Below are 23475 nucleotides of genomic sequence, written 5' to 3'. Positions count from 1 at the left end.
GATGAATGAACTGATGGCAAAGCACAATGAAGCACCACCCTCAATTCAATAGGGTGTTGCACTCAGAGCCTGCATCCGCCCCTCAAAATGGAATGAGATTTTTTATAAGCATATTGAAGAGATAGAAGATATTCAAAGGTTGATGCTTACTAAGAGGGATTATCTCAGGGTGAGGTTTACTGAGTTAGAGAAAGATATCGATATCAAGTGTAAGCGAGGAGAAGTGATACTTGCTTGTAATGCGTGTGGGTTTGCTGCTGCTATCGTAGAGAAAACTAATGAATGGGGAGATAATTATCACTGTTTAATCTGTGACGATAGAGGTATATCGATAAAGCCTACTGATGCTACTATTGAGTGTCCTGAATGCTCTTCTTTGGTTCAGTTTTTTAATAAAAGCCCTGTAATCTGTACTGCTTGTAATTATCCTTTGACTACAGAAGATGTTATAGCTAAGTGTGCTGACGAATACTCTAATGGAGATGATTACTGCTGTGATGAAAGGGACGAGTGGATCGCTGAATGTCATCAATGTAGGTCAACAATTCCCTCGGTTTTTTTCATCGATGGTTTGTGGAGTTGTGTGGTTTGTCATGATCGAGGTTGGCGAGCTGTAATCTGCCCTCACTGTGATGAGTTTGTTACAGGTGATCCGGAAGCAATTGAATATTGTGCTTGCTTTAAATGTGAAGATGTATTTAGAAATAAAATGAAAAGAATATTTGATTCTGTTGATTGATTTCGAGATCCTATTGTTTTTAAGGAGGGTGATTTTGGTTGGTTCTTCTTGGACATCGTTTTTTATGCATGATTGTCGATCGTTAACTTTGCTTTTGGATTAGTGCTTTATAGTTTTTAGAGAGTCGTAGGATCTGGCTTGAATCATGCGACTATATTCTTAAAGCCAGGTTGGTTAAGTTTTATTAAATGGCTGCTGTGTTAGTATTAAATGAGTTGGTGCGACTAGACGCTAACTACGTATTGAAATACTGTCAGAGGTGTTGGATGTGGCTTTAATTAATGTCTTCAGTAAGAGGAAATGACGTGAGCGACGAATATACTGCCGATAAAGTCAATGATGACCATATGGTTATTCCAAGGTTTGTGTTTTTTTTCGTAGGGGTTATTGCTATTGTGATAACTTTAAGTAAAGTTATCGTCTTTGGATCTGATAGAGATTTGAGCTTAGCTTTTGCGTTGTTTGGTATAATATTTACAGCACTGCCGGCAACTTTTGGTATGGGTAAAAGTAGTTCTAATGTATGTGCGCTTATTAGTATGATTCTGGTTGCTGCCTCAATTATAGTAACATAGTCTCGCTTTATAAACAAATAGCGACTGAGGGGTTAAAGGTCTTCGATTAGTTTTAAGGTTTTTTGATTTGAAGGCTTTGTTGTAACTAATATACGTACGTTAGTTACATCCACTGATGTCGGCACGTCAGCGCCATATGATTAACGGTTTCATCGGCGAGGGCGTTGTCGAGGGTGCATTCGGGATTGACGATACCCTGCTCGCGCGGGTGATCTAGGAATGATTCGACATTAGCAGTGCACCATCGTGTGCTCGCAGCAGCTCACATTCCCTGATGCCGGCACGCCAGCGCCATGTGATAGACGATTTCATCGGCGAGGGCGTTGTCGAGGGTGCGTTCGAGGTCGATGATCAGCTGGTTGGGGTAGTAGGCGCTGAGGTCCAGCCCGACGCCGAGGCCGAGGATGGCCTGGCGGCCGGAGCGGGTCTGTTGCGCGACCACCTGCTTGAGGTGGCTGTCGAGGTATTGCTCGTCATTGGCGGTGTTGGTGGCGCTGTCACAGGGGCTGCCATCGGAGATGACGACCAGCAGACGGCGCGCGCCTTCGTCGGCAGGGGCGTTGTCTGCGAGACGTGAGCAGGCCCATTGCACGGCTTCGCCATCCACGCCTTCGCGGTAGAGATCGGCCTTGAGCAGGGCGCCGAAGTTGCGGCGTGCACGGCGCCACGCCAGTGACGCGGGCTTGAAGACCAGATACTGCACTTCATTCAGGCGACCCGGACGCGCGGGCTTGCCGGCGCGTCGCCAGTCCTTCAGGGCGCGGCCGCCATTCCAGGCACCCGTGGTGAAGCCGAGCACCTCGGTGGGCACGCCGGCCATGTCCAGCGCGCGGGTGAGAATCTCGATCAGCATCGCCACCGCCTCGCCATGCACCTTCATCGAACCGGAGCAGTCGATCAGGAAACTGACCTGCGCACTGGCCTCGGGCACCCAGCGCTCGCGCTGGAAGACCCGCCGCTCGGCAGGCGAGGAAATCACCTGACTCAGTCGTCGCCCATCGATGATTCCTTCCTCTTCCCCGAAGTGCCAGCCTTCACGCTGCGGTGAGCTGAAATGGCGCGCCAGCTGACGTGCCAGGCGGCGCACGTTGATCTTCTGCTCCGCCAGACGTGTATCCAGCGCCTGACGATACTCGTCGAGCAGGGCCGCGCGCATGCGTCTGGCAGGCTCCAGCTCGCGGTCATAGGCCGTGGTGAACACCTGATAGGGCAGCAATTCCTCCGGCGCGCCACGCCGATGGCTCGGCAGCTGTGCTGCCGCCTGCTCCTCGAGCAGACTCGCTTCCTCATCCTCGTTTTCCAGAAACAGCGCGAAGCGCTGTCTGGCGTCTGCCTCGTCATCCTCCTCGCCGTCCTGCTCCTCCAGCGACTCGGCCAGCTCCTGCTCCAGCCACAGGCTGATGTTCAGCGCGTGCTGCTGATAGGCCGCCTGATCGAAACGCGTGCGTCTCAGCCCCGCCATGTCAGCGCCCAGCGCCTGATAGAAGGAGGCGCGCGTCGTCTCGATGTAATCCTCCGTCTCGTGGATCACCGCACAGGCCATCAGGCGCGACCAGCACGACTGGATGACGCTGTAGATGAGGATGCCGCTGCTCGTCTCGGTCAGGCCCGCGTGATAGAAGGCCAGGCACCAGTCAGTGAAGCGCCGCGCCAGATTCTCCTTCACGCCGGGCATGTCAGGGTCGACCAGCGCCTCGACACGCAGCTGCTCCAGCAGGTCATAGATCAGTCGGGTTTCCGGCAGCGCCGGCCGCGCCGCCAGATGCAGCGCCTCGTCGGTGTGGATCAGGCGCAGCGCGATGGCATCGCTGACCGCGCGATAGTTGTCGAGCGTACAGTCATCTTCCTCAAGGCGCAGATGCGGCGTGCGCAATGGCAGCGCCTGAGCATGCCGACTCAGGCGCCGCCCCCGATAGGCCCAGCCGGCCTGACCGCTGAGTGCCCCGAGACTCGCCGCCGAAAGCTCCTCGAGATACTGCTGACGACGGCGTACCTGCTGGGCCGCACTCATGCCCGGGCTCCCTTGTCGCTGTCCTGTTCATCCATCAGATCGCTCTCCATCAGCGCCGCGGATTCCTCCAGCTCCTTGGCGAAACAACGCTGATAGAACTCGGCGACCAGCGGGCGCTCATGCTCATCGCACTTGTTGAGATAGGAGAGGCGGAAGGCCAGCGCCGGGTTGCGGAAGATCTCGCAGTTCTCCGCCCAGGTGATCACGGTACGCGGCGACATCAGGCTCGACAGGTCGCCATTGGCGAAGCCCTTGCGGGTGAGGTCGGCCACCGCGACCATCGCGCGAATCAGGGCGCGGCCACGCTCGTTGTCCTTGGCGGGTACCCGCGCCAGCACGATCTTCACCTCTTCCTCACGCGGCAGGTAATCCAGCTTGGCGACGATGTTCCAGCGGTCGATCTGCGCATGGTTGAGAAGCTGGGTGCCGTGATAGAGCCCGTCCTGATTGCCAAGCCCGACGGTATTGGCGGTGGCGAACAGCCGGAACTGCGGATGCGGACGAATCACGCGATTCTGATCGAGCAGCGTGAAGTGTCCGTCGCGCTCCAGAATGCGCTGGATGACGAACATCACGTCCGGGCGGCCGGCATCGTACTCATCGAAGATCAGCGCGATGGGGCGAGTCAGCGACCAGGGCACGATGCCTTCCTGGAACTCGGTAACCTGCACGCCGTCGCGAATCACGATGGCGTCCTTGCCGACCAGATCCAGCCGGCTGACATGGCCATCGAGATTGACGCGCAGACACGGCCAGTTGAGGCGCGCGGCGATCTGCTCGATATGGGTCGATTTGCCGGTGCCGTGCAGGCCCTGAACCATCACGCGGCGGTTGTTGGTGAAGCCGGCGAGAATGGCGAGGGTGACATCGGGATTGAAGCGATAGGCCGTGTCGATTTCCGGCACGTGGGCGTCGCGCTCCAGAAATACCGGCACCTTGAGGTCGCTGTCGATGCCGAACAGCTCGCGCACGCCACGAAGCTCAGTGGGCTGCAACTGGCCGGCGGGCAGCGGCTGCTCGGCCGGGGAGGCGGGGCCTGCATCGCTGGCAGGGCTTGCATCATTGGCAGAGCTTTCATCACTGCTGGAAGGCGTCAAGGTGGCGTCGCTCACGGGTGTCTCCCTCGTCATTCTTGTCGGTGGCTGCCCGGCAGACCTGTATCGGGCGTGTAGGCAGACCTGTCGGGGAAGACAGGTCTGCCGGGCGGCGGCAATGGCTTGAATATAGCTTTGTTTCTAAAAATAATGCAAATCGTATCGAAATATGAGATTTGTGATTATTCATTTCCCGCAGGAGCAAGGCAGATGAGCGATACCCTGATCATTGGTGGCGGCGTGATCGGCATGATGATGGCGTGGCAGCTGGCCGAGGCCGGTCAGACGGTCACACTGCTGGAGCGCGGCCAGTGCGGACGCGAGGCGTCGTGGGCCGGCGGCGGTATCGTCTCGCCGCTGTATCCGTGGCGTTACTCGAGTGCCATCTCGTCGTTGTCACGCTGGTCGGAAGGCGAATACCCGAGGCTTGCCGAGGCGCTCAAGGAGGCCACCGGGGTCGACCCGGAATACCGCCAGAAGGGCCTGATCTATCTGCGGGTCGAGGATGAGGCGCTGGCGCTGGACTGGGCACGCACTCAACACAAGCCGCTGGAGGTGATCGAGCGTGAGGCGCTCTACGCGCGCGAGCCGCATCTGGTCAGTGGCCATCAGCAGGCGCTGTGGATGCCGACGCTCGGCAGCATCCGCAATCCGCGACTCGGTCAGGCGCTGCGTGCGCGTCTGCTGGCGCATCCGCGTATCCGGGTGCGTGAAGAGTGCGAGGTCACGCAGCTGGTGCTTGCCACGCCGTCGCGTGTCACGGGCGTGCAGCTTGTTGATGAGACCGTCAGCGCAGTCAACGTCGTGGTATGTGGCGGCGCCTGGAGCGGCAGGCTGCTGGCCGCGGCCGGTGTACTGCTGCCGGTACGCCCGGTGAAGGGGCAGATGATGGTGTTCAATCCGGTGGCGGCGGGGCTTTGCAGTGTGGATGAGCCGCTGCTGTCGCGGGTGGTGCTGTGCGATGGCCGCTACGTGATTCCGCGCGCCGATGGACGGGTTCTGATCGGCTCGACGCTGGAACATCAGGACTTCGACAAGTCCACCACCGCGCAGGCGCGTGAGTCGCTGCATGCCAGCGCCGCGAGCATTCTGCCGGCGCTGGGTGAGCTGGCGCCGGAGCATCACTGGGCCGGTCTGCGTCCGGGCACGCCGGATGGCACGCCCTTCATCGGCGCGGTACCAGGGCTTGATGGCCTTTACGTGAATGCCGGTCACTACCGCAATGGCCTGGTGCTGGCACCCGCCGCCACGCGCCTGCTCAGTGACATGCTGCTCGGCCGCGAGAGCTTCATGTCAGCGGAGGCCTTCACGCCCCCGGGCGTGATGGCGCCCACCGCTCTGGCTGGCTGATGCTTTCGATGGCTGATGCTCTGGCTGGCTGATGCTCTCTATGGCTGTTGCTCTGGCTGGCTGATGCTCTCTATGGCTGATCATGGCCGCCACAGACGGGGCTAGAACGGCGCGATGGGACCAGTTGGCACCAGGGCAGCAGCGCTGGTACCAACTGGCCCAATCGCTGGTGGTCAACTGGTGCTAAAGGGCAGTGCAGGTGTCGGCGTAGTCTCGGGTCATGGCGCAGCGCTTGCTGCCGCCCTTGTCACTTGCTCAAACCACAAGCTCGACAACATACCCAACAACAAGACTGCGGAGCCCGAACCATGACTCACCAAGCCACCATCGAACTGCTGACTGCCTTCTGCGATGCCCTCAACCGTCACGACATCGACGACTGCCTGTCGATGATGACCGATGACTGCGAATTCCTCGCCATCGCCGGGCCGGAACTCGAAGGCAAGACCTTCGCCGGTCAGGACGCCGTGCGTGCGGGTCTCTCCGCTGCCTGGCAGAACGCGCCGGATGCCCAGTGGATCGACGCGGAAATCTTCGCCGATGGCGACCGTGGCTTCGTCATCAGCACCTATACCGGCACCACCGCCGATGGCGCGCGCAGCGAAGCGCGCATGATCGACGCCTTCACGCTGCGTGACGGCAAGATCGCGATCAAGAACGCCTTCCGCAAGAACCGTCCGCCCGTCAACGTCTGAGCGCCAGCGGCGTATCGATCAGGGATGAGGTTTCTGAAGCTGTCTTTGCCCAGGGGGCAGCGCGTCACGGCGTCAGGTCGTGGCGTGCGCCCCGTGGGTGAGAGGAGGTGTTCGAGATGGGAACTATCGTGCAGCACGGCACCCGGCCAGATGAGGTGGGCAGCGAGTCACCACAGCGCCCGGCCACTCAGGCCTCCCGGCCGTATGACCCGGCCTATGACCCGCTGGTGAGCGCCACCCCCGGCGAAGGGCGTGACTACGCGCCGACCTACTGGGTCGCCACCGCCGGCGAGCCGCCGGCAGACGACGGCCCGGTGATGGGCGATATCGACGCCGACGTGGTGATCGTCGGTTCCGGCTTCACGGGGCTGACCGCCGCCATCGTGCTGGCCGAGAAGTACGGCATCAAGGCCACCGTGCTGGAGGCCAATCGGGTCAGCTGGGGTTGCTCGACCCGCAATGGCGGTCAGGCGCAGTGTGCCACCGGTCGCCTCAAGCGCTCGCAGTGGATCGAGCGTTACGGTCTCGAGGCCGCCCACGGCCTGCACCGCGAGTGCGTCGAGGGCATGGAGAATTTCAAGGAGCTGATCAAGGACATCGACTGTGATCCGCAGCCGGGCGGCCACCTGTACATCGCCCACCGCGATCGCATGATGCCGGGGCTGGAGAAGGAAGCGCGCCTGTTGCGCGAGACCTTCAATTACGATGCCCGCATCATCGATGGCGCCACGGTGCGCAACGAGTGGGTCGGGGATGAAGAGGCCTGCGGTGCGATGCACGAGCCGGAAGGTATCGGCGTGCACCCCGGCAAGTTGGCCTTCGGCTATCTGCGCAAGGCGCGCCGCCTGGGCGTCAAGGTGCACCCGGCAAGTCCGGTGGAGAGCTGGGAGACCCGCGATGGCGTGCACTACCTGACGACGCCGGGTGGCGTGGTCAAGGCGCGCTCGGTGGGCATGGCGACTGGCGGCTACACCTCTGGCAAGCTGCATCGGGAGCTCGACAAGCGGCTGATGCCGGTGCTCTCCAACTCGCTGGTGACGCGCCCGCTGACGGCGCAGGAAATCGAGGCGACCCGCTTCCATACCCATCAGGTGCTTACCGACACCCGGGTGCTGCGTCATTACTATCGCCTGCTGCCGGACAATCGCCTGCAGATCGGAAGTCGCAGTGCCGTCTCGGGGCGTGACGCGCCCAAGGCGCAATACGAGCAGCTGCTGATCGCCGACATGCACCGCAAGTTCCCCGCGCTGAGCGGCATCGAGGTCGATTACTCCTGGTGGGGCTGGGTGGATGTCAGCCACGACATGATGCCGCGCATCCATCAGCCGGACCCGAAGCAGAGCATCTATTACGCCATGGGCTATGGCGGCAACGGCGTGATGTATTCCGCCCAGGCGGGCAAGCGCCTCGCCCAGTGGATCGCCAGGGACGCGGCGGACCTGGTGCTGCCGATCTTCCAGTCGCGTCTGCCGTACCCAAATGTGCTCAACAAGGTCGAGTCGCCGCTGTTCGCGCCGTTCCGCCGCACCGGCCAGCGCTGTCTGTATCGCTGGTACGCCTTCAAGGATGAGGCCAGGTAGGGGGCGATTAAATACAGGGTGCGATGCGAAGCAGGGCGCGACTCGGCACTGATATCACGATGAACACGATGCTCCCGTACTGATCGATGATTCGATCAATGCGGGAGCATTTTTGTTATCGAAAAGATAATCAAGCGGAGATGCATCCGTCTGTCATCACTGGCGGCTACAGGCGGGAGTGTCAGGGCCTATGTCAGGGGGGGGCGTCAGGGCGTACGTCAGGGCGTATCCAGGAGCTAGCTGGCGCGCTGATGGGCTGACTTGCCATGTGCCGTGGGCAGGACGGACAACGCGGCTGTCTCTGCCTCGGGCGGTGAGTCTTCCATCGTCTCCTGCATCGCCAGTGGTACCAGCTCGGCCAGCTTGAGAATGCCGGTCTCGATGCGCGCTTCCGGAATCGCCGAGAAGCCAAGCCGGAAGAAGTGGCGATGGTTGTCGCGATCGTGGAAGAAGTGCAGGTCACCGACCTCGATCAGGATGCTGCGATCACGGGCGAGGACGGCCAGGCGGTGGGCATCCAGAGCTTTCGGGCCTTGCATCCAGAAGCACGAGCCGCCGTAGATCGCGGGCGTGCTCATCATCGGCAGATGGCGCTGGATGGCGTCGCGCATCAGCAGGAAGCGCCGCTGCATCACCTGATGCATCTGATTGATCAGGCTGTCGTGATAGCCGCGCGCGATGAACAGCCCTACCGCACGCTGATTGTTGGTCGGCGGATGGCGCAGCATCAGACGGCGCAGGGCGCGGGCCTCTCGGATCAGGGTCGGGTGCGCCACCATGTAGCCCAGTCGCAGGCCGGGGGCCAGGGTCTTGGACAGACTGCCGACATAGATGACGCGCTTGTGGCGATCGAGGCTCTTGAGCGCCGGTGTCGGGTTGTCGGCATAGTTGCTTTCGCTCTCGTAGTCGTCCTCGATGATCAGGAAGTTGCCGGTCTCGGCCAGGTCCAGCAGCTGGCGGCGGCGCTCCAGCGGCAGGGTGACGGTGGTCGGCGACTGGTGGCTGGGCGTGACATATACCAGGCGGCAGTCCTTGAGCGATTCCAGCGGCTGCATGCCCTTGTCGTCGATGGGCAGCAGCTGGATATCGTCCGTGAAAGTGCTGGCGATGTTGTACATGTCGACGTAGCCGGGGTTCTCCATCGCGAAGCGCTGACCCTGCTTGAGCAGCAGCATGCAGCTGATCCACAGCGCCTGCTGGGTGCCCACCGTGATCAGGATTTCCTCCGGGCTTGCCCAGACTCCGCGGCGCGGCAGCAACCGCTGATGGATCTGCTCGATCAGCAGCGGGTCGTCGTTGTTGAGGTGGTCCACCGACCAGCTGCGGATCGACGGCACGCTCATCGAATCACGGCTGCATTCGCGCCAGTGCTGGGTGGGGAAGAATTCCGGGTCCAGCTGACCATAGAGGAAGGGGTAGTCGTACTGGTGCCAGTCACCGGGTTTCTCGATGGCGCGCTGCCCAGACGGCTTGAAGGTCAGCCGTTCATCCCAGTCGAGACTGTCGGCATCGATGTCATTGAGGCGCACCGGCGTGTCGGCGCGGCCCTTGAGAATCTCGGGATTGATGAAATAACCGCTACGCTCGCGCGCGATCAGAAAGCCATCTTCCAGCAGCTGCTCATAGGCCAGCATCACGGTATTGCGCGCGACATTCAGCTCACGGGCCAGCTTGCGACTGGAAGGCAGCGCCACATCGGGCGGTAGGTGGCCCTCGAGAATCGCCTGGGAGATCTGCTCACGAATCTGGAATTGCAGACTTTCCTTGCGTGAGGAATCGAGGTGAAACAGCGGATGACTCATGCATGTTCTCTATTGTTGTCGCGAGAGTGTCGTCACGAGGACTTCATATCACAAGTTCTCGTTTTATATGCATTTTTCATAGCTTTCTTGTTGGCATAAAGCGCCTGGAGGAGAGGCACAGGTCGGCGCGGGCGACCCGACCGCCGGGCCCAGCCTGACATCATTGAGGCAGACCCCCGTCGGGAGAGCAATAGTCAGCCGGGACTGGCCCCATCGATGCCGACGGACTGGTTCTATCGAGGAATGGCGCACGGGGGGAAAGTGATCTGGCAGGTACAACGAAAGCACAGTTCTAGCACGACGCGATTTCACACTCCCTTTCCTGGGGCTGTAGATGAGCAGGTGATGGCAATCGTGGATGACATGACGCGCTGCAAGACAACGGTGCAGACGCCAGGTCATTGACGATATGAAGTGCAGTACCCCGCTCGCTATCACGCGCAGCCGTCAGGAGCCCGCAACAACAATAACGACGGGACAGACAAGATGATCGACTCGACACAGACCCTTTCAAACCTCCGCTCCCTTGGTCGCACTGGCGTGTCTCGCACCGGCGGCTTCAAGTCCACGCTGGCCATCGCGGTGACTGCCGCGAGTCTGGCCATGGCCACCGGCGCAAATGCCGCGACCTGGAAGATGGCCCTCGGCGATGCCGCCGGCGGCACCCAGTATGAACTGGGCAAGACCTTCGCAAGTCTGGTGGAAGAGAAATCCGGCGGCGACATCAAGGTGGATCTGTTCCCCAACGGCCAGCTGGGCAGCGAGCAGGACACCGTCAACAATGCCAGCATGGGCCTCGTCGACCTGTCCGTGGTGGCGATCAACAACCTGACGCCCTTCTCACCGACCGTCGGCGTGCTGACCCTGCCGTATGTGATTCACGGCCCCGAGGATGCCAAGGCGCTGACCCACGGCAAGATCGGCGATGAGCTGCGCGACAATACGCTACGTGATTCCGGTATCCGCATTCTGGGCTGGGCCTATTCCGGCTGCCGCCGTCTGACCAACTCCAAGCAGGAGGTCGCCTCCCCGGAAGACCTGCAAGGCATGGTCATCCGCGTGCCCAAGAACGAGATCATGATCTCCTCGTATCAGTCCTGGGGCGTCAATCCCAACCCGCTGGCGTGGTCCGAGACCTTCACCGCCCTGCAACAGGGAGTCGTCGATGGTCAGGACAACCCCTACATCACCATCGATGCGATGAAGTTCTATGAAGTGCAGAAATACGTGACCGACAGCTGTTACGTGTTCTCGATGGAACCCTTGATCATGGGCGAAGGCACCTTCCAGAGTCTCAGCGAAGAGCAGCAGAAGCTGGTGCTGGCCGCTGGTGAAGAGGCGACGGCCCATAGCTACGACTACCTGCTGGCCACCGAGGATTCCATCAAGAAATCACTGGTGGAAGAGCACGGCATGACCATCACCCAGCCCGCCAATGATGAGAAGGAATGGATCGTCAAGGCCTCCAGCATCTGGCCGGATTTCTACGACAGCATCGGCGGCCGCGACAAGCTGGTCGAAGTGCTCGAGACCCTCGGACGCGATCCGTCCACCGCGCCCTGATGATTCGCTGAACTGCTGAGGCTCCAGGCCCGCCCGTATTCCCCTGCCTGCACCTGCAAGTCGCATGACAGAAGCATGTCATCGATATGTCCCCTGGCAGGGGAAGCGTGGCGTCGAGTGGTCATCGCTGGCGATGTCGGGGGATGTATTTCCATGCGGGTATTGTTGAAGTTTCTGGATAATCTCGAGAACTATCTCTGCCAGTTTCTGCTGGTGGTGTTCGTCATCATTCTCTTCACGCAGATCATGCTGCGTAACCTTTTCAGCTACTCGATTCCCTGGGGAGACGAGTTGGCGACCTATGCCTTCGTGTGGTTTGCCTATCTAGGCGCCGTCTACGCCACACGCATGTCGGCGCATAACCGTGTGACCTTCCAGTTTCGATTCCTGCCGCGATGGGTGGAAACCGTCTGCGGCGTGCTGACCGATATCATCTGGATCGCCTTCAATGCGGTGTTCATCTATTACAGCTACGACTTCGTGTTCAACAAGATGAATCTGTTCTGGAAGTCACAGACATTGGGTGTGCCGATGAAGTACTTCTATCTGATTCTGCCGCTGGCCTTTACTGCCATGACGGTGCGCATCATCCAGACCAATTATCTCAAGTTCGTGCGCAAGGAAGACATCGTGGACCCGGATTCCCAGGCAATGGAGGAATTGAAGCAGGGTGGTGATGGACAGGCCAGTGAAAGACAGGAGGGCGGCAAGTCATGATCGATTCCACCATCATCTACATCCTGTTTGGCGTCTTCTTCCTGCTGCTGGTGCTGGGCGCACCGATCACCGTCTCGCTGGGCGTCGCGGCGCTTGCAACCTATCTGAGCATCGATGAAAACCCGATGGCGTTCGTGCAGATCGCCTTTACCTCGGTGGGCTCCTTCCCGCTGATGGCCTTGCCGGCCTTCATACTGGCCGGGGCGTTGATGGAGGCCGCCGGCATCTCGCGGCGTCTTGTCGATATCGCCGAGGCCTTCGCCGGGCCGGTGACGGGCGGGCTGGCCGCCGCCACGGTATTTGCCTGCATGTTCTTCGGCGCGATTTCCGGCTCAGGGCCTGCCACCACGGCGGCGGTTGGCATGCTGATGATTCCGGCGATGGCCAAGCGCGGCTATGACCGTGGCTATGCCTCGGCGATCACGGCCTCTTCCGGTGGGTTGGGGGTGGTGATTCCGCCATCGATCCCGATGGTGATCTTCGGGATTTCCGGCATGGGCCTGCAACCGCCACCTGAAGCGGTGGCCATGCACGGTGATTTCCAGACACTGTCCATCCCGAAACTGTTCATCGCCGGCGTCATGCCAGGCGTGGTGATCGCCGGGTTCCTGCTGTTGATCAACTACGTGATCTCGAAGAAACGCGGCTATCGCGGGCTGACCAACAGCTGGTCATGGACACATATTCGCGCCACCTTGAGGAAGGGTATCTGGTCGATGCTGGCACCCTTCATCATCCTTGGCGGGATCTACAGCGGTCTGTTCACGCCGACCGAGTCCGCCATCGTTGCCATCGTCTATACCCTGATCGTCGGCATCTTCCTGCACAAGGAGCTCAAGTGGAAGCCGACGCTGCGCACCCTGGAAACCACCACCTGGATCACCGGTCGCGTGCTGCTGATCCTGTTCACGGCGACGGTCTTCGGGCGGCTGCTGGTCGAGCAACGCGTGCCGGCCCATATCGCCGAGGGCATGCTGGCGATGACCGACAACCTCTACCTCATCTGGGCGATGATCATCTTCTTCCTGCTGTTCGTCGGCATGTTCATGGAGACGCTGGCCGCGATCATGATTCTCACCCCGGTGCTGCTGCCGATCATGTACATGCTGGGAATGGACCCGGTGCACGTCGGTATCGTGGTGGTCTGCGCGCTGGCCATCGGATTCCAGACGCCGCCATTGGGGGAGAACCTCTTCGTGGCCTCGGGGATAGGCGGCGCCTCGATCGAGGAGATTTCCCTGAAGGCATTGCCGTTCGCGGCGGGCTCGGTGGCGGCCATCTTCCTGATCGCCTATGTGCCTGAAATCTCGCTGTGGCTACCCAGGGTGATGGGGTACTGAAGTGCCATCCGTACGCTAGCCCTGCAATGAACGAGGAGAAGGACGATGCCGGCAGTCAAACGAATTCTGTGTTGTGTAGGTCTGCGCGGAGACTGTGAGCGGGTACTGGCGCGCTCGGTGTGGTTGGCGGGGGCGACGGGTGCCGAGCTGCATGTGCTGCATGCGGTGAAGGCATTGTCGGATGATGTGATGAATACCCTCAAGGTCAATATCCGACACAAGCCGACGCTGGAGGGTCTGATGCAGCAGCGGCTCGATCAGGCCAGGGAGAGCCTGGAAAAGATGCTGGAGGACTTCTGGAGTACCCATGACGATGGCGATCCGCGCCCGGTGATCGCCGGGCTGAATGTGGTGGAGGGCTATCCGGCCTCGGAGATCATCCGCTACGCCACACGCCATGACTGCGACATGATCATCATGGCCACCAACAAGCGCGGCTTCGTGGCCTCCTATGCAGGCAAGGTCACCAAGGGGGTGATCAAGCGCGCCAGCATTCCGGTGGTGGTGGTACCGACGCCTTGAGTCGCAGGAAAGAAACGCCTCAAGGCTAGACGGACGCAGCAAGACTGCAGATGAAACAAGCTCGCAGAATAAAGCTCGCCCCCGCAGACAGTCACTGTCTGCGGGGGCGAGCTTTCTGGGTCATGGCCCATCTTCAGCGTGGCTCAGGTGTCACCCGGGACTTGGCTGGACCGTCTCATGGGTCATGTGCGCCCAAGGTGCACGCCTCACAGCGTGCCTTCCAGCTCAGTGGCGATCTGGCGCATCAGCGGTGCCCACTCCAGCAGGGAGTCGATGGAGTGGCGCAGGCGCGGCGCGTGGATCGCCAATGTCGCCTGGATCTGGCCAACCTCATCGAAGACTGGCACCGCGATGGCGACCATGCCCTGGATGAACTCCTCATCGTCGGTGCTCAGCTGATTGCGCGCCACGATATCGAGCGCTTCTTCCAGCGTGGCCCGCGAGGTCAGGGTGCAGGGCGTGTGTGCCTCCAGCGCCAGATGGGCCAGCAGGGCACGGCGACGATGCAGCGGCATCAGTGCCAGAAACAGCTTGCCACTCGCGGTGCAGTGCAGCGGCAGGCGTGAGCCGGGCGCCAGCTGGATGCGCACCGGCCAGTTGGTTTCCACGCGGTCGTAGTACATCACCTCGTGGCCATCGAGCAGCGTCAGGTTGCAGGTCTCACCGACTTCCCTGGCCAGCCGTTCCAGCAGGACGCGGCGCGGTACCTTGAGGCCTTCATTGGCCAATGCCCCCAGCGACATGCGCCGAAAGCGCGGGCCGGGCAGCAGGTGGCGGCCATCCAGATCACGACTGATCAGCTGCTGTTCTTCCAGCTGCTTGAGCAGGCGGTGGATGGTCGGCTTGGGAATATCGAAGCGTTTCTCGAGATCGGCGGCGCTGACGGCATGCTGGGTGGTGACGATGTCTTCCAGCAGGCTCAGGGCCCGAAAGAGGGTCGAATTCGTCGTGATGTCTTTGCTCATCTAGTGTCCTCATCCTGACTGTCGGGGGCATGTCGTGGGCGATCAGCGCGGCCGACAGGGGGCAGGGTGGCAAGGCGTCAGTGCATCGATTCATCACGCAGGCCGACATCCGCTGATGGCTTGCGTGATGAGACGAAGACAGCCCCTCGCGGGGCTGTCGATGAGGCTAGTGTTACAGGTTTACCAGGAACAGGGAAAGGGAAGGCACCAGGCAGATGGCCAGCCAGCAGGCGATCAACGCGATGAAATAGGGAATCACGTATTTCACCAGTCTGACGTAGGAGATGCCGGTGATGCTGCTGGCCACGTACAGGTTGAGCCCGAAGGGTGGCGTGACGAAGCCGATGGCGGCACCGACCAGGAAGATGACCGAGAAGTGGATCGGGTCGACCCCGGCCTGCTGGGCGATGGGCGCGAGAATCGGCGCCAGGATGATCGTCACCGGCAGACTCTCCAGGATCATGCCCGCCAGCAGGATGATCAGCATGCAGGTGCCCAGCGTCAGGTAGTAGTTGTCGATGCCGCTGAGCATCTCGCTCAGTGCCTGACCGGCACCCAGCACCGACAGCAGCTGCTGCATGACCACCGAGATGGCGATCAGCGGTGCCAGCATGCCGGCGATCTGACCAGAGCGCAGCATGATGGTCGGCAGCTTCTTGAGGCTGATCTCGCGGGTGATCAACAGCCCCGCGATCATGGTGAAGCCTACGGTGATGGCGGCGGCTTCGGTCGGCGAGAACTTGCCCGAGTAGATGCCGTAGACCACCACGCCGATGGTCGCGAAGCCCAGATAGGCCTTGCGCGCCAGCCTGGCACTGACCCCGGCCTTGAAGGGCTGCAGCTGGCCCCAGCCATTCCTGCGTGCCACCAGATAGCAGGCCACCATCATCGCGACCACCATCAGGGCGCCCGGCACCATGCCGGCAATGAACAGGTCACTGATCGACAGGTTCATCATGAAGCCGTAGACGATGAAGATGATGCTGGGCGGAATGATGATGCCCACGGTGCCGCCGGAAGCCGCCGTGGCAGCGGCGAAGCGCTCGTCGTAACCGTTCTTGACCATCTCGGGCTGCATGATCGAACCGATGGTGGCGGTGGTACCGGCGTTGGAGCCGGAAATCGCCGCGAACAACCCGCAGGCGCCGAGGGTCGACATGCCCATCCCGCCGCGCATCCAGCTCAGCGTCGAGTAGGCGAAGTCGGAGAGTCGCTTGGCGATGCCCGCCGCGTTGATCAGGTCCCCCGTGAGGATGAACAGCGGCAACGCGAGCAGGCCGAAGAAGCTCAGCCCCTGGAAGAGGGTGACACCGACGTTGGCCAGCGTGAAGTCGATCACCAGACTGGTGCCGACCACCCACAGGCCGATGACGAGGAAGATGGGCACGCCGAGCAGGAAGAAGGCGGTCACGCCCGCCGTGATCAGGGAGATCCAGATACCGTCTGTCATGCTGACCTCCTCAGTCCATGATGGACGGTTGCAGGTTGAAGGAATCGCCGCGGCGATAGCGCGCCCAGTCGGCGTAGAGGTTCTGCAGTACGCGATAGATGATCATCACCCATGCCAGCGGCGTGGCGAGGTAGAACCACCACTGCATGACATTGTCGGTGCCCGGCACGATGGCGTAGTTGTCGTAGGCCAGCGTCACCTGGGTGGTAGTGAAGTAGATCACCATCATGCCGAAGCCGATCCACAGCACGGCATCGAGGATCAGGCAGGCAAACTGGCCACCGCGCGGCAGCTTCATGCGGATCTCGTTGAGACTCAGGTGAGTACGCTTCTTGACGTTGAGCGAGGCGCCGAACCAGGTCAGCCACAGGAACAGCAGCACCGGAATGCTGGTACTCCAGGGCGCCTGCAGGCCGAAGAAGAAGCGGCGGATGACTTCGACGAAGATGATGCCGGCCATGCCGGAATAGGCGATCAGGATCACGACCTGTTCCAGATGGGCGTCCAGCCACAGGAAGGGACGCGCCCAGGGCGCGGCCTTCTTGATGGCAGGTTGCTTCGTCGATTGGCTGAAGATGGTGGTATCGCCCATTACCCCCTCCACCAGCGCTGCGGCTTGACGTTGACGGCGGCGACATCACGTGGAATCTCGCGCGCGATGGTGTGGATTTCCTGATAGATGTCGAGACCGCCGGACCACTTGTTGAGGCGTTCGCGCCACTGTTCCCACGGCTCGGGATTGAATTCCGGCGAGCACATCTGTTCGGCGCGTGAGCGTTCGGCGTCAGACAGCGGTGCCACGCGTACATTGTTCTCGGCGAAGACGGTACCGGCGGCAGGGTGCTCGGTGGCACCGACGATCTCGAAGCGGCCGGCCTCGTTCATGCCCTGGGTGAAGATCTGCGCGCAGTAGGCGGACTCCATCACCTGGTCCTGCAGTTCGGAGCCTAGGCTGTCGAACTTGGGCAGGCTCATGCCGGTGTGCTCGGTGCCGGCGAAGAAGCGCAGGTCGACGGCCTGGGATACCACCGGTGCCATACCGGCGTAGGCTACGGCGCTCATCCAGGTCTCGGCGCCATCCAGCAGACCCTGGCGCAGGCCATCGAGGGTTTCTTCCCAGGCGACCGGCACTGGGTTGAGGCCCAGCTGCTCCATCGCGATACGGCCCATCTGGGTGCCGGTGACACGGTTCTTGGTGCCCTTGAGGTCATCGATGCTGGTGACCAGCGGTTTGTCCTGCCACTTGAGGCCGAGCATGATGCCGCGCAGGTCACAGTGGGTGAACAGGAACTGGAGGTTGTGGCGTTGGCGCAGAGGTTCACGCAGCAGCTGCTCACTCTTCTTGTGATAGAAGAAGTGGAACATCGAGGCGACGGTGGGGAACAGATAGGCGAAATCGAGTACGTTCAGATACGGCGCGCTGCCCGAGGAGTTCTGGGTGGAGGCCGAGTAGATGTCGACGATGCCCTGCTGGGTCTTGCCGACGCAGTCCAGCTGGTTGCAGACCTCGTTGCTGCCCATGAATTCGACGCGAATCGCGCCGTTGGTGCGCTCCTCGAGATCGCGCGCGAAGAACAGCTGACCGGATTTCTGGATGTCGAGATTGCGCTCGTTGAAGCCCGAGGCACCGAAGCGCAGCTGGAACTTGGGCGCTGTCTTGTAGCGTCGCTGCTGCTCTTGGTCGGCGGCGCGCGCCAGCGAGGACGCGGTGAGACCTGCGCCGAGGCCGGTGGCGGCCAGCAGGGTCGAGGTCAGGCCGAAGCGACCCGAGATGTCGAGGAAGTCACGGCGTGACAGCTTGCTGAGTGGCGATGGCATGGTAGTGCTCCCGGTATTGTGTTTGCTTTTGTGGTGGGATGCAGGCCTGGCGGCCGGGAAGTGATGTCGTATCACTGGCCCTGTGTTGGCGTTGTTATGGATCTTGCGGTGCGGGGCTTGCTTCCGCTGCTTGTCTGGCAAGTCGTTCGTTGCTCACTTCTTTAGCCAAGTGCTTGTTTATCCATTCTTATTTTCTGTCCTTATATGCCCGTCTTTATTTGTCAGGCGTTTTCGCAGTGCCTGTTCAGAGCGTGTCTCTTCAGAGAGTGCTGGAGCGCTTGTCAGACAAACCGCTATTTCTTCAAAGCCAATCCAAAGTCTCTTCAATTTCTCTTCAAAGTCTCCTCAAGCCCTTTTCTGGCTCTCCTCAAGCACGTCTGCAGAGCCCATGAGCCCTGCTTCTGGCCTCTCTGGTGACTGCCATTGATGGCGGTCTGTGTCGTTCTCGCTAGTTCGTCTTACATAGTTGGTCGTATAACGAGACGAAAAGTACCGTTACCGGCGTTTCAAATCTCAATGTAGGGCACTTTTTCAGCTTTGGCAAAGATATTGAGACAATACGTTTCGTATTTGACGAATTCCAATTTTGATACCATTATTATGAGACAATATGTCTCGATATGGTATATAAAATAATGAAAACAACACGTTACGCCAATGCCGACGCATCAGCCGCCTATGACTACATCGTGATCGGTGCGGGTTCAGCCGGTTGCGTGCTAGCCAATCGTCTAACCGAAGACCCTTCCATCAAGGTGCTGTTGCTGGAAGCCGGTGGCTCGGACTGGAACCCGTGGATCCATGTGCCGGTGGGCTATTTCAAGACGATGCACAACCCGGCCACCGACTGGTGCTATCTCACCGACCCTGACAAGGGCATCAACGGCCGTCGCCTTCAGTGGCCGCGCGGCAAGGTGCTGGGCGGGTCCAGCTCACTCAACGGCCTGTTGTATATCCGCGGGCAGCATGAGGACTACGATGACTGGGCGGCGGCAGGCAACAAGGGCTGGGACTTCCACTCAGTGCTGCCGTATTTCCGCAAGTCGGAATGTCAGTCGCGTGGTGCCAATCAGTGGCACGGTACCGATGGGCCGCTGCATGTCTCTGACCTGCGCCTCAAGCGCGAGATCGCCGAGCGCTTCATCAAGGCGGCGGTCGAGGTGGGAATTCCGCTCAACAAGGACGTCAATGGCGAGCGCCAGGAAGGGGTCGGCTATTTTCAGCAGACCACCTACAAGGGCCTGCGCTGCAGCACGGCCAAGGCTTTTCTGCGCCCGGCACTCACGCGCAGCAACCTGACGCTGGTCAAGCATGCGCACTGTCGCCGTGTGTTGCTGGAAGGCAAGTGCGCAGTGGGAGTGGAATACGAGGTGAAGGGCACGGTCCATACGGCGCGCGCCGAGCGCGAGGTGCTGCTGTCCAGCGGTGCCATCGGCAGTCCGCAGATTCTGCAGTGCTCCGGTATCGGCGACCCTGAGCACCTGGCCAGTGTCGGGGTGGAATGTCTGCACGCCTTGCCGGGCGTCGGGGAAAACCTCCAGGACCACCTGCAGGTACGACTGGTGTTCAAGACCCAATGCCGCACCCTCAATGACGAGGTGCGTCATCCGCTCAAGAAGCTGGCGGTCGGTACCCAGTACCTCTTCACGCGCACCGGCCCGCTGACGCTGGCGGCCAGTCAGGTGTGTGCCTTCACCCAGTCACGCGAGGGTCTGACGCGTCCGGATATCCAGTTCCACATGCAGCCGCTGAGCGCTGACAAGCCCGCCGACGGCGTGCACCCGTTCTCGGCCTTCACGTCCTCGGTGTGTCAGCTGCGCCCGCATAGCCGCGGCCAGGTGCGCATCACCAGCGCCGATGCCAGCGTCTATCCCTCCATCCAGCCCAACTACCTCAGCGCCGAGGAAGACCGCCGCGTGGTGGTCGACGCCATCAAGGTGGCGCGCCGCATCGCCCAGGCGGAGCCGCTGTCCTCGGTGATCAGCGAAGAGTATGTGCCGGGCGTGCAATATCAGAGTGATGAGGAGCTGCTGGAGGCCGCGCGTCAGTTCAGCCAGACCATCTACCACCCGGCGGGCACCTGCAAGATGGGCCACGATGCGCTGGCGGTGGTGGATGACGAGCTGCGTGTCCATGGCCTGCACGGCTTGCGTGTGGTGGATGCCTCGATCATGCCGGTGATCGTGTCCGGCAATACCAATGCGCCGACCATCATGATCGCCGAGAAGGCCGCCGACATGATCAAGGCCGCCCAGGTGAACATGGCCCAGGTCAGCTAGCAGGCCTATGTGCCTGAACGACACATCGCGGCGGGGCAGCTTGCCCGTCACCGCTTGCTGGTTTGATTGAGGAATTCGCGTGGCCACTGACAACAGTTCATCACTGCACGACACACCCACTCCGCCCACCAGCCTGTGGCGGTCCCTGGAAGGGCGCGTGCGCACCATCATGCCGGGCCTTCTGATCTGCATCATCATCGCGCTGGCGACCACCTTCATCGCCGATCACTACGGTGGCCCGACGCTGCTCTATGCGCTGCTGTTCGGCATGTCACTGCACTTTCTTTCCGAGGAGGGCCCGTGCAAGGCGGGCATCGAGTTCGCCTCCAAGACTGTACTGCGCCTCGGCGTAGCCCTGCTGGGGGTGCGCATCACGCTGGAGCAGGTCGCGAGTCTCGGCCTCGGCCCGGTGATCACGGTGGTGCTCGGGGTGGTGGCGACCATCCTGTTCGGCGCGCTGCTGGCCCGCGTGATGGGGCTGGACCGCGACATGGGGCTGCTGACCGGTGGCTCGGTAGCGATCTGTGGCGCCTCGGCGGCACTGGCACTGTCGGCGGTGATGCCGCGCAACGCCACCAGTGAGCGGCACACCATCATGACCGTGGTCGGGGTGACCACACTCTCGACCGTGGCGATGATCACCTATCCGCTGATCGTGCGGCTGCTGGGGCTGGATGATGCCGAGGCCGGCATCTTCCTCGGCGGCACCATCCACGATGTGGCGCAGGTGGTGGGGGCGGGCTACATCATCTCCGAGCACACCGGGGACGTCTCGACCTTCGTCAAGCTGCTGCGGGTGGCGATGCTGGTGCCGGCGGTGATGGTCTTCATGCTGCTGTTCCGCAGTGCGCGCCAGGCCAATGGCGATGAGGGCGGCAAGGTGCCGATGTTCCCCACCTTCCTGATCGCCTTCGTGGCATTGGTGCTGATCAACAGCCTCGGCTGGGTGCCGAGCGTCGCCGTGGAAGGCTTCACCGACCTGTCGCGCTGGTGTCTGGTGGCGGCGATTGCCGCGCTGGGCGTCAAGACGTCGTTCCAGAAGCTGGCGGTGGTCGGTTGGAAGCCGGTAATCCTGATGGTGGTGGAAACGCTTTTCCTGCTGGTGCTGGTGACACTGTGCATCAAGTTCGGGCTGGCCAGCATCTGACCGACTCCCGGGTGTGCTCAAGCGCGAAAAGCCCCGCCGTGACTGGCGGGGCTTTTCGGTTGAGGGCAGACAGGTTCAGGTTCCGGCGGACATTCAGGTCAGGCGGGCTCATGCAGTCAGCCAATCACGGCGATAAGATCGCTCAATTGCTTCCTGGCTCACGAGTCGTATGATCTGCGCTTATCGGTACGCGTCTGACGGTTGACCGTCACGTGGCGCGCCGCATCCCCATTTCTCTGGAGTCCGATCATGTCTGAATCCCTCGTGCTGGCCTGTCCGCAATGTCTCGCTCTCAATCGTGTGGCCACCGCGCGTCTGGATGACAACCCCAGCTGCGGCAAGTGCAGCGCCGCCGTACTGCCCAAGGAGCCGCTGGAACTGACCAGCGACAACTTCGAGGCCCTGGTGGTGCGCAGTGAAATGCCGGTGGTCATCGACTTCTGGGCCAGCTGGTGTGGCCCGTGCAAGATGATGGGGCCGATCTTCAATGAAGTCGCGGCGCAGATGGGTACACGTGTGCGCTTTGCCAAGATCGACACCGAAGCCCAGCAGGCGCTGGCCGGTCGTTTCGGCATCCGCAGCATTCCGACGCTGCTGGTGATGAAGCAGGGCAAGGAGCTGGCGCGCGAATCCGGCGTGATGCAGGCCGGTCAGCTCAAGCAGTGGCTGGCCCCGCACGCAGTGTGACCCCGGCCCGCGCGCGAGAAGTCCGCAGTTGAGCGTTCAGGGAAACCCGATTGCCGTCTGTGAACTGACAACGCCTGACGCGACTTTGCGTCAGGCGTTGCCATATCAGTCGGCGTTGTCGTATCAGTCGGCCTTTTGGTCTCAGTCGGAATAGACCATCTTGCGTGTCATGCCGCCATCGACGACATGATTCTGGCCGGTGATGAAGCCAGCCTTTTCCGAGATCAAAAAGGCCACCAACGCGGCGATGTCATCGACATGGCCGACGCGCCCGACGGGGTGCTGGGCATGGTCTTGGTCACTCAGCGACTCGGCTTCGCCGCTTTTCTGCAGGGCGCTGACGTCTATCCAGCCCGGACTGATGGCATTGACGCGAATCTCCGGCCCCAGGCTCATCGCCATGGCATGGGTGAGGGCGACGATACCGCCCTTGCTGGCGGCGTAGGCTTCGCTGTGCGGTTCGGACTGCAGGGCGCGGCTGGAGGCCAGATTGACGATGCTGCCGCCAGTCTCGCGCAGATGACGCGCCGCATGCTTGGCGGTCAGGAAGCTGCTGGTCAAACTGGTATCGAGTACCTGATGCCAGCGCTCGAGTGACAGCTCCTCAAGCTTGCCCTGGAAGGGGTCGGCGATCGCGGCATTGTTGATCACCGCGTCCAGCCGCCCGAAGGCCTCGCAGGTAGCCGCGAGGCTGGCGGCCACGGATTTCTCGTCACGTACATCCAGCGTGAAGACGCGCAGGCGCTCGCCGATGTCCTCTGTGGGCTGCTCACCAGACGGCGCTCCCGTGCGTTCTGCAAGATCCTCCGACGGCGCTGCGGGCTCTTCTGCGAGCCCGCTCGCCTGTCGTTTCTTCATCTCCCGATATTGCTGGCCTGCCTCGGCATCGATATCCGCCACGGCCACGCGCCAGCCGTGGGCGAGCAGGTAGTCGCTGATGCCGCGGCCGATGCCTTGAGCACCGCCGGTGATATAGGCCACCTTGGCTGTCTTCATGTCATTCTCCTGATGAGGTGCCGGCAGGGCGATGTGACGAAGCGCTCCATTCACGTCTCGTCGATGGCGCGGTGTGTCCCTGCGGGCAATGATATAGGTGCGGCTGGCGCGCGAGACAAGGGCGGTGCCCGCAGACACCGCACGC

General features: G+C 61.1%; 20 protein-coding genes. 12 read left to right on the top strand and 8 right to left on the bottom strand.

Annotation, left to right across the window (positions count from 1 at the left end; all coding sequences use genetic code 11):
- Positions 1 to 169 precede the first annotated feature (169 nt).
- Both QQF40_RS12175 and QQF40_RS12170 read left to right on the top strand, forming a co-directional pair.
- Positions 170 to 739: a hypothetical protein gene (locus tag QQF40_RS12175; protein WP_285461481.1), complete on the top strand. Its 570-nt coding sequence runs from the start codon at positions 170 to 172 to the stop codon at positions 737 to 739.
- A 305-nt stretch (positions 740 to 1044) separates the two neighbouring features.
- Positions 1045 to 1314: a hypothetical protein gene (locus QQF40_RS12170; protein ID WP_285461480.1), complete on the top strand. Its 270-nt coding sequence runs from the start codon at positions 1045 to 1047 to the stop codon at positions 1312 to 1314.
- A gap of 262 nt (positions 1315 to 1576) precedes the next feature.
- Here the strand turns inward: QQF40_RS12170 and QQF40_RS12165 are convergent, their stop codons facing one another.
- Complete coding sequence (locus QQF40_RS12165) at positions 1577 to 3325, bottom strand: cobaltochelatase CobT-related protein (RefSeq protein WP_285461479.1); 1749 nt, start codon at positions 3323 to 3325, stop codon at positions 1577 to 1579.
- Positions 3322 to 4437 carry an AAA family ATPase gene (locus tag QQF40_RS12160; RefSeq protein WP_282627774.1) on the bottom strand — a complete coding sequence of 372 codons (1116 nt, stop codon included), beginning with the start codon at positions 4435 to 4437 and terminating at the stop codon, positions 3322 to 3324. The genes QQF40_RS12165 and QQF40_RS12160 overlap by 4 nt, the downstream gene beginning before the upstream one ends.
- A 192-nt stretch (positions 4438 to 4629) precedes the next feature.
- Between QQF40_RS12160 and thiO the strand changes: the two genes are divergently transcribed.
- The 3 genes from thiO to QQF40_RS12145 all read left to right on the top strand — a co-directional run bounded on the left by thiO (position 4630) and on the right by QQF40_RS12145 (position 8044).
- The gene (gene thiO / locus QQF40_RS12155) at positions 4630 to 5769 is read left to right on the top strand and encodes a glycine oxidase ThiO (protein ID WP_285461478.1); all 1140 of its coding nucleotides are present in this window, start codon (positions 4630 to 4632) and stop codon (positions 5767 to 5769) included.
- A gap of 308 nt (positions 5770 to 6077) precedes the next feature.
- Positions 6078 to 6464: a nuclear transport factor 2 family protein gene (locus QQF40_RS12150; RefSeq protein WP_175088574.1), complete on the top strand. Its 387-nt coding sequence runs from the start codon at positions 6078 to 6080 to the stop codon at positions 6462 to 6464.
- Between the two features lie 116 nt (positions 6465 to 6580).
- Positions 6581 to 8044 carry an NAD(P)/FAD-dependent oxidoreductase gene (locus QQF40_RS12145; RefSeq protein WP_285461477.1) on the top strand — a complete coding sequence of 488 codons (1464 nt, stop codon included), beginning with the start codon at positions 6581 to 6583 and terminating at the stop codon, positions 8042 to 8044.
- 236 nt (positions 8045 to 8280) lie between these two features.
- On the opposite strand, the gene pdxR is transcribed toward QQF40_RS12145, so the two are convergent.
- On the bottom strand, positions 8281 to 9846 hold the full coding sequence (gene pdxR / locus QQF40_RS12140; RefSeq protein ID WP_175088576.1) for a MocR-like pyridoxine biosynthesis transcription factor PdxR: 1566 nt from the start codon (positions 9844 to 9846) through the stop codon (positions 8281 to 8283).
- A 486-nt stretch (positions 9847 to 10332) separates the two neighbouring features.
- Between pdxR and QQF40_RS12135 the strand changes: the two genes are divergently transcribed.
- From QQF40_RS12135 to QQF40_RS12120, 4 genes are all read left to right on the top strand, one after another.
- Entirely contained in the window at positions 10333 to 11409 is a 1077-nt protein-coding gene (locus QQF40_RS12135; protein WP_285461476.1) for a TRAP transporter substrate-binding protein, read from the top strand.
- Positions 11410 to 11562: 153 nt separating this feature from the next.
- Positions 11563 to 12126, top strand: a complete 564-nt coding sequence (locus QQF40_RS12130) for a TRAP transporter small permease (RefSeq protein ID WP_217485789.1) — start codon at positions 11563 to 11565, stop codon at positions 12124 to 12126.
- Positions 12123 to 13466: a TRAP transporter large permease gene (locus tag QQF40_RS12125; RefSeq protein ID WP_217485790.1), complete on the top strand. Its 1344-nt coding sequence runs from the start codon at positions 12123 to 12125 to the stop codon at positions 13464 to 13466. The genes QQF40_RS12130 and QQF40_RS12125 overlap by 4 nt, the downstream gene beginning before the upstream one ends.
- A 45-nt stretch (positions 13467 to 13511) precedes the next feature.
- Positions 13512 to 13988 (top strand): universal stress protein, encoded by a 477-nt coding sequence (locus QQF40_RS12120; RefSeq protein WP_175088577.1) that lies wholly within the window; start codon positions 13512 to 13514, stop codon positions 13986 to 13988.
- Positions 13989 to 14194: 206 nt separating this feature from the next.
- On the opposite strand, the gene QQF40_RS12115 is transcribed toward QQF40_RS12120, so the two are convergent.
- The 4 genes from QQF40_RS12115 to QQF40_RS12100 all read right to left on the bottom strand — a co-directional run bounded on the left by QQF40_RS12115 (position 14195) and on the right by QQF40_RS12100 (position 18221).
- Positions 14195 to 14953, bottom strand: coding sequence for an IclR family transcriptional regulator (locus QQF40_RS12115; protein ID WP_175088578.1), 759 nt, complete (start codon positions 14951 to 14953; stop codon positions 14195 to 14197).
- A gap of 172 nt (positions 14954 to 15125) precedes the next feature.
- Positions 15126 to 16403, bottom strand: a complete 1278-nt coding sequence (locus QQF40_RS12110; RefSeq protein WP_166018783.1) for a TRAP transporter large permease — start codon at positions 16401 to 16403, stop codon at positions 15126 to 15128.
- A 10-nt stretch (positions 16404 to 16413) separates the two neighbouring features.
- On the bottom strand, positions 16414 to 16995 hold the full coding sequence (locus QQF40_RS12105; RefSeq protein ID WP_176677587.1) for a TRAP transporter small permease: 582 nt from the start codon (positions 16993 to 16995) through the stop codon (positions 16414 to 16416).
- Positions 16995 to 18221, bottom strand: coding sequence for a TRAP transporter substrate-binding protein (locus QQF40_RS12100; protein ID WP_175088581.1), 1227 nt, complete (start codon positions 18219 to 18221; stop codon positions 16995 to 16997). Before QQF40_RS12100 ends, QQF40_RS12105 begins: the two co-directional genes overlap by 1 nt.
- Positions 18222 to 18856: 635 nt before the next feature.
- Between QQF40_RS12100 and QQF40_RS12095 the strand changes: the two genes are divergently transcribed.
- From QQF40_RS12095 to trxC, 3 genes are all read left to right on the top strand, one after another.
- Positions 18857 to 20500 (top strand): GMC family oxidoreductase, encoded by a 1644-nt coding sequence (locus tag QQF40_RS12095; RefSeq protein WP_285461475.1) that lies wholly within the window; start codon positions 18857 to 18859, stop codon positions 20498 to 20500.
- Positions 20501 to 20579: 79 nt separating this feature from the next.
- Complete coding sequence (locus tag QQF40_RS12090) at positions 20580 to 21647, top strand: YeiH family protein (protein WP_282627777.1); 1068 nt, start codon at positions 20580 to 20582, stop codon at positions 21645 to 21647.
- 249 nt (positions 21648 to 21896) lie between these two features.
- The gene (gene trxC / locus QQF40_RS12085) at positions 21897 to 22334 is read left to right on the top strand and encodes a thioredoxin TrxC (protein WP_043331344.1); all 438 of its coding nucleotides are present in this window, start codon (positions 21897 to 21899) and stop codon (positions 22332 to 22334) included.
- 141 nt (positions 22335 to 22475) lie between these two features.
- Here trxC and QQF40_RS12080 read toward each other — a convergent pair whose 3' ends face one another.
- The gene (locus QQF40_RS12080) at positions 22476 to 23330 is read right to left on the bottom strand and encodes an SDR family oxidoreductase (protein ID WP_175088583.1); all 855 of its coding nucleotides are present in this window, start codon (positions 23328 to 23330) and stop codon (positions 22476 to 22478) included.
- Between the last annotated feature and the right edge of the window lie 145 nt (positions 23331 to 23475).

This window comes from Cobetia sp. LC6 (assembly GCF_030264805.1).
In the GTDB taxonomy this organism is placed as follows: Bacteria; Pseudomonadota; Gammaproteobacteria; order Pseudomonadales; family Halomonadaceae; genus Cobetia.
The sequence above is the reverse complement of the archived record's forward strand: the minus strand, read 5'-3'. Positions and strand labels throughout refer to the sequence as shown.

Bases quoted from the DNA above. Each gene is read 5' to 3' on its own strand.
- QQF40_RS12130 (WP_217485789.1), top strand. From the start codon at position 11,563: ATGCGGGTATTGTTGAAGTTTCTGGATAATCTCGAGAACTATCTCTGC.
- QQF40_RS12165 (WP_285461479.1), bottom strand. From the start codon at position 3,325: ATGAGTGCGGCCCAGCAGGTACGCCGTCGTCAGCAGTATCTCGAGGAG.
- QQF40_RS12120 (WP_175088577.1), top strand. From the start codon at position 13,512: ATGCCGGCAGTCAAACGAATTCTGTGTTGTGTAGGTCTGCGCGGAGAC.
- QQF40_RS12125 (WP_217485790.1), top strand. From the start codon at position 12,123: ATGATCGATTCCACCATCATCTACATCCTGTTTGGCGTCTTCTTCCTG.
- thiO (WP_285461478.1), top strand. From the start codon at position 4,630: ATGAGCGATACCCTGATCATTGGTGGCGGCGTGATCGGCATGATGATG.
- QQF40_RS12145 (WP_285461477.1), top strand. From the start codon at position 6,581: ATGGGAACTATCGTGCAGCACGGCACCCGGCCAGATGAGGTGGGCAGC.
- trxC (WP_043331344.1), top strand. From the start codon at position 21,897: ATGTCTGAATCCCTCGTGCTGGCCTGTCCGCAATGTCTCGCTCTCAAT.
- QQF40_RS12115 (WP_175088578.1), bottom strand. From the start codon at position 14,953: ATGAGCAAAGACATCACGACGAATTCGACCCTCTTTCGGGCCCTGAGC.
- QQF40_RS12110 (WP_166018783.1), bottom strand. From the start codon at position 16,403: ATGACAGACGGTATCTGGATCTCCCTGATCACGGCGGGCGTGACCGCC.
- QQF40_RS12105 (WP_176677587.1), bottom strand. From the start codon at position 16,995: ATGGGCGATACCACCATCTTCAGCCAATCGACGAAGCAACCTGCCATC.
- QQF40_RS12150 (WP_175088574.1), top strand. From the start codon at position 6,078: ATGACTCACCAAGCCACCATCGAACTGCTGACTGCCTTCTGCGATGCC.
- QQF40_RS12080 (WP_175088583.1), bottom strand. From the start codon at position 23,330: ATGAAGACAGCCAAGGTGGCCTATATCACCGGCGGTGCTCAAGGCATC.
- pdxR (WP_175088576.1), bottom strand. From the start codon at position 9,846: ATGAGTCATCCGCTGTTTCACCTCGATTCCTCACGCAAGGAAAGTCTG.
- QQF40_RS12100 (WP_175088581.1), bottom strand. From the start codon at position 18,221: ATGCCATCGCCACTCAGCAAGCTGTCACGCCGTGACTTCCTCGACATC.
- QQF40_RS12095 (WP_285461475.1), top strand. From the start codon at position 18,857: ATGAAAACAACACGTTACGCCAATGCCGACGCATCAGCCGCCTATGAC.
- QQF40_RS12135 (WP_285461476.1), top strand. From the start codon at position 10,333: ATGATCGACTCGACACAGACCCTTTCAAACCTCCGCTCCCTTGGTCGC.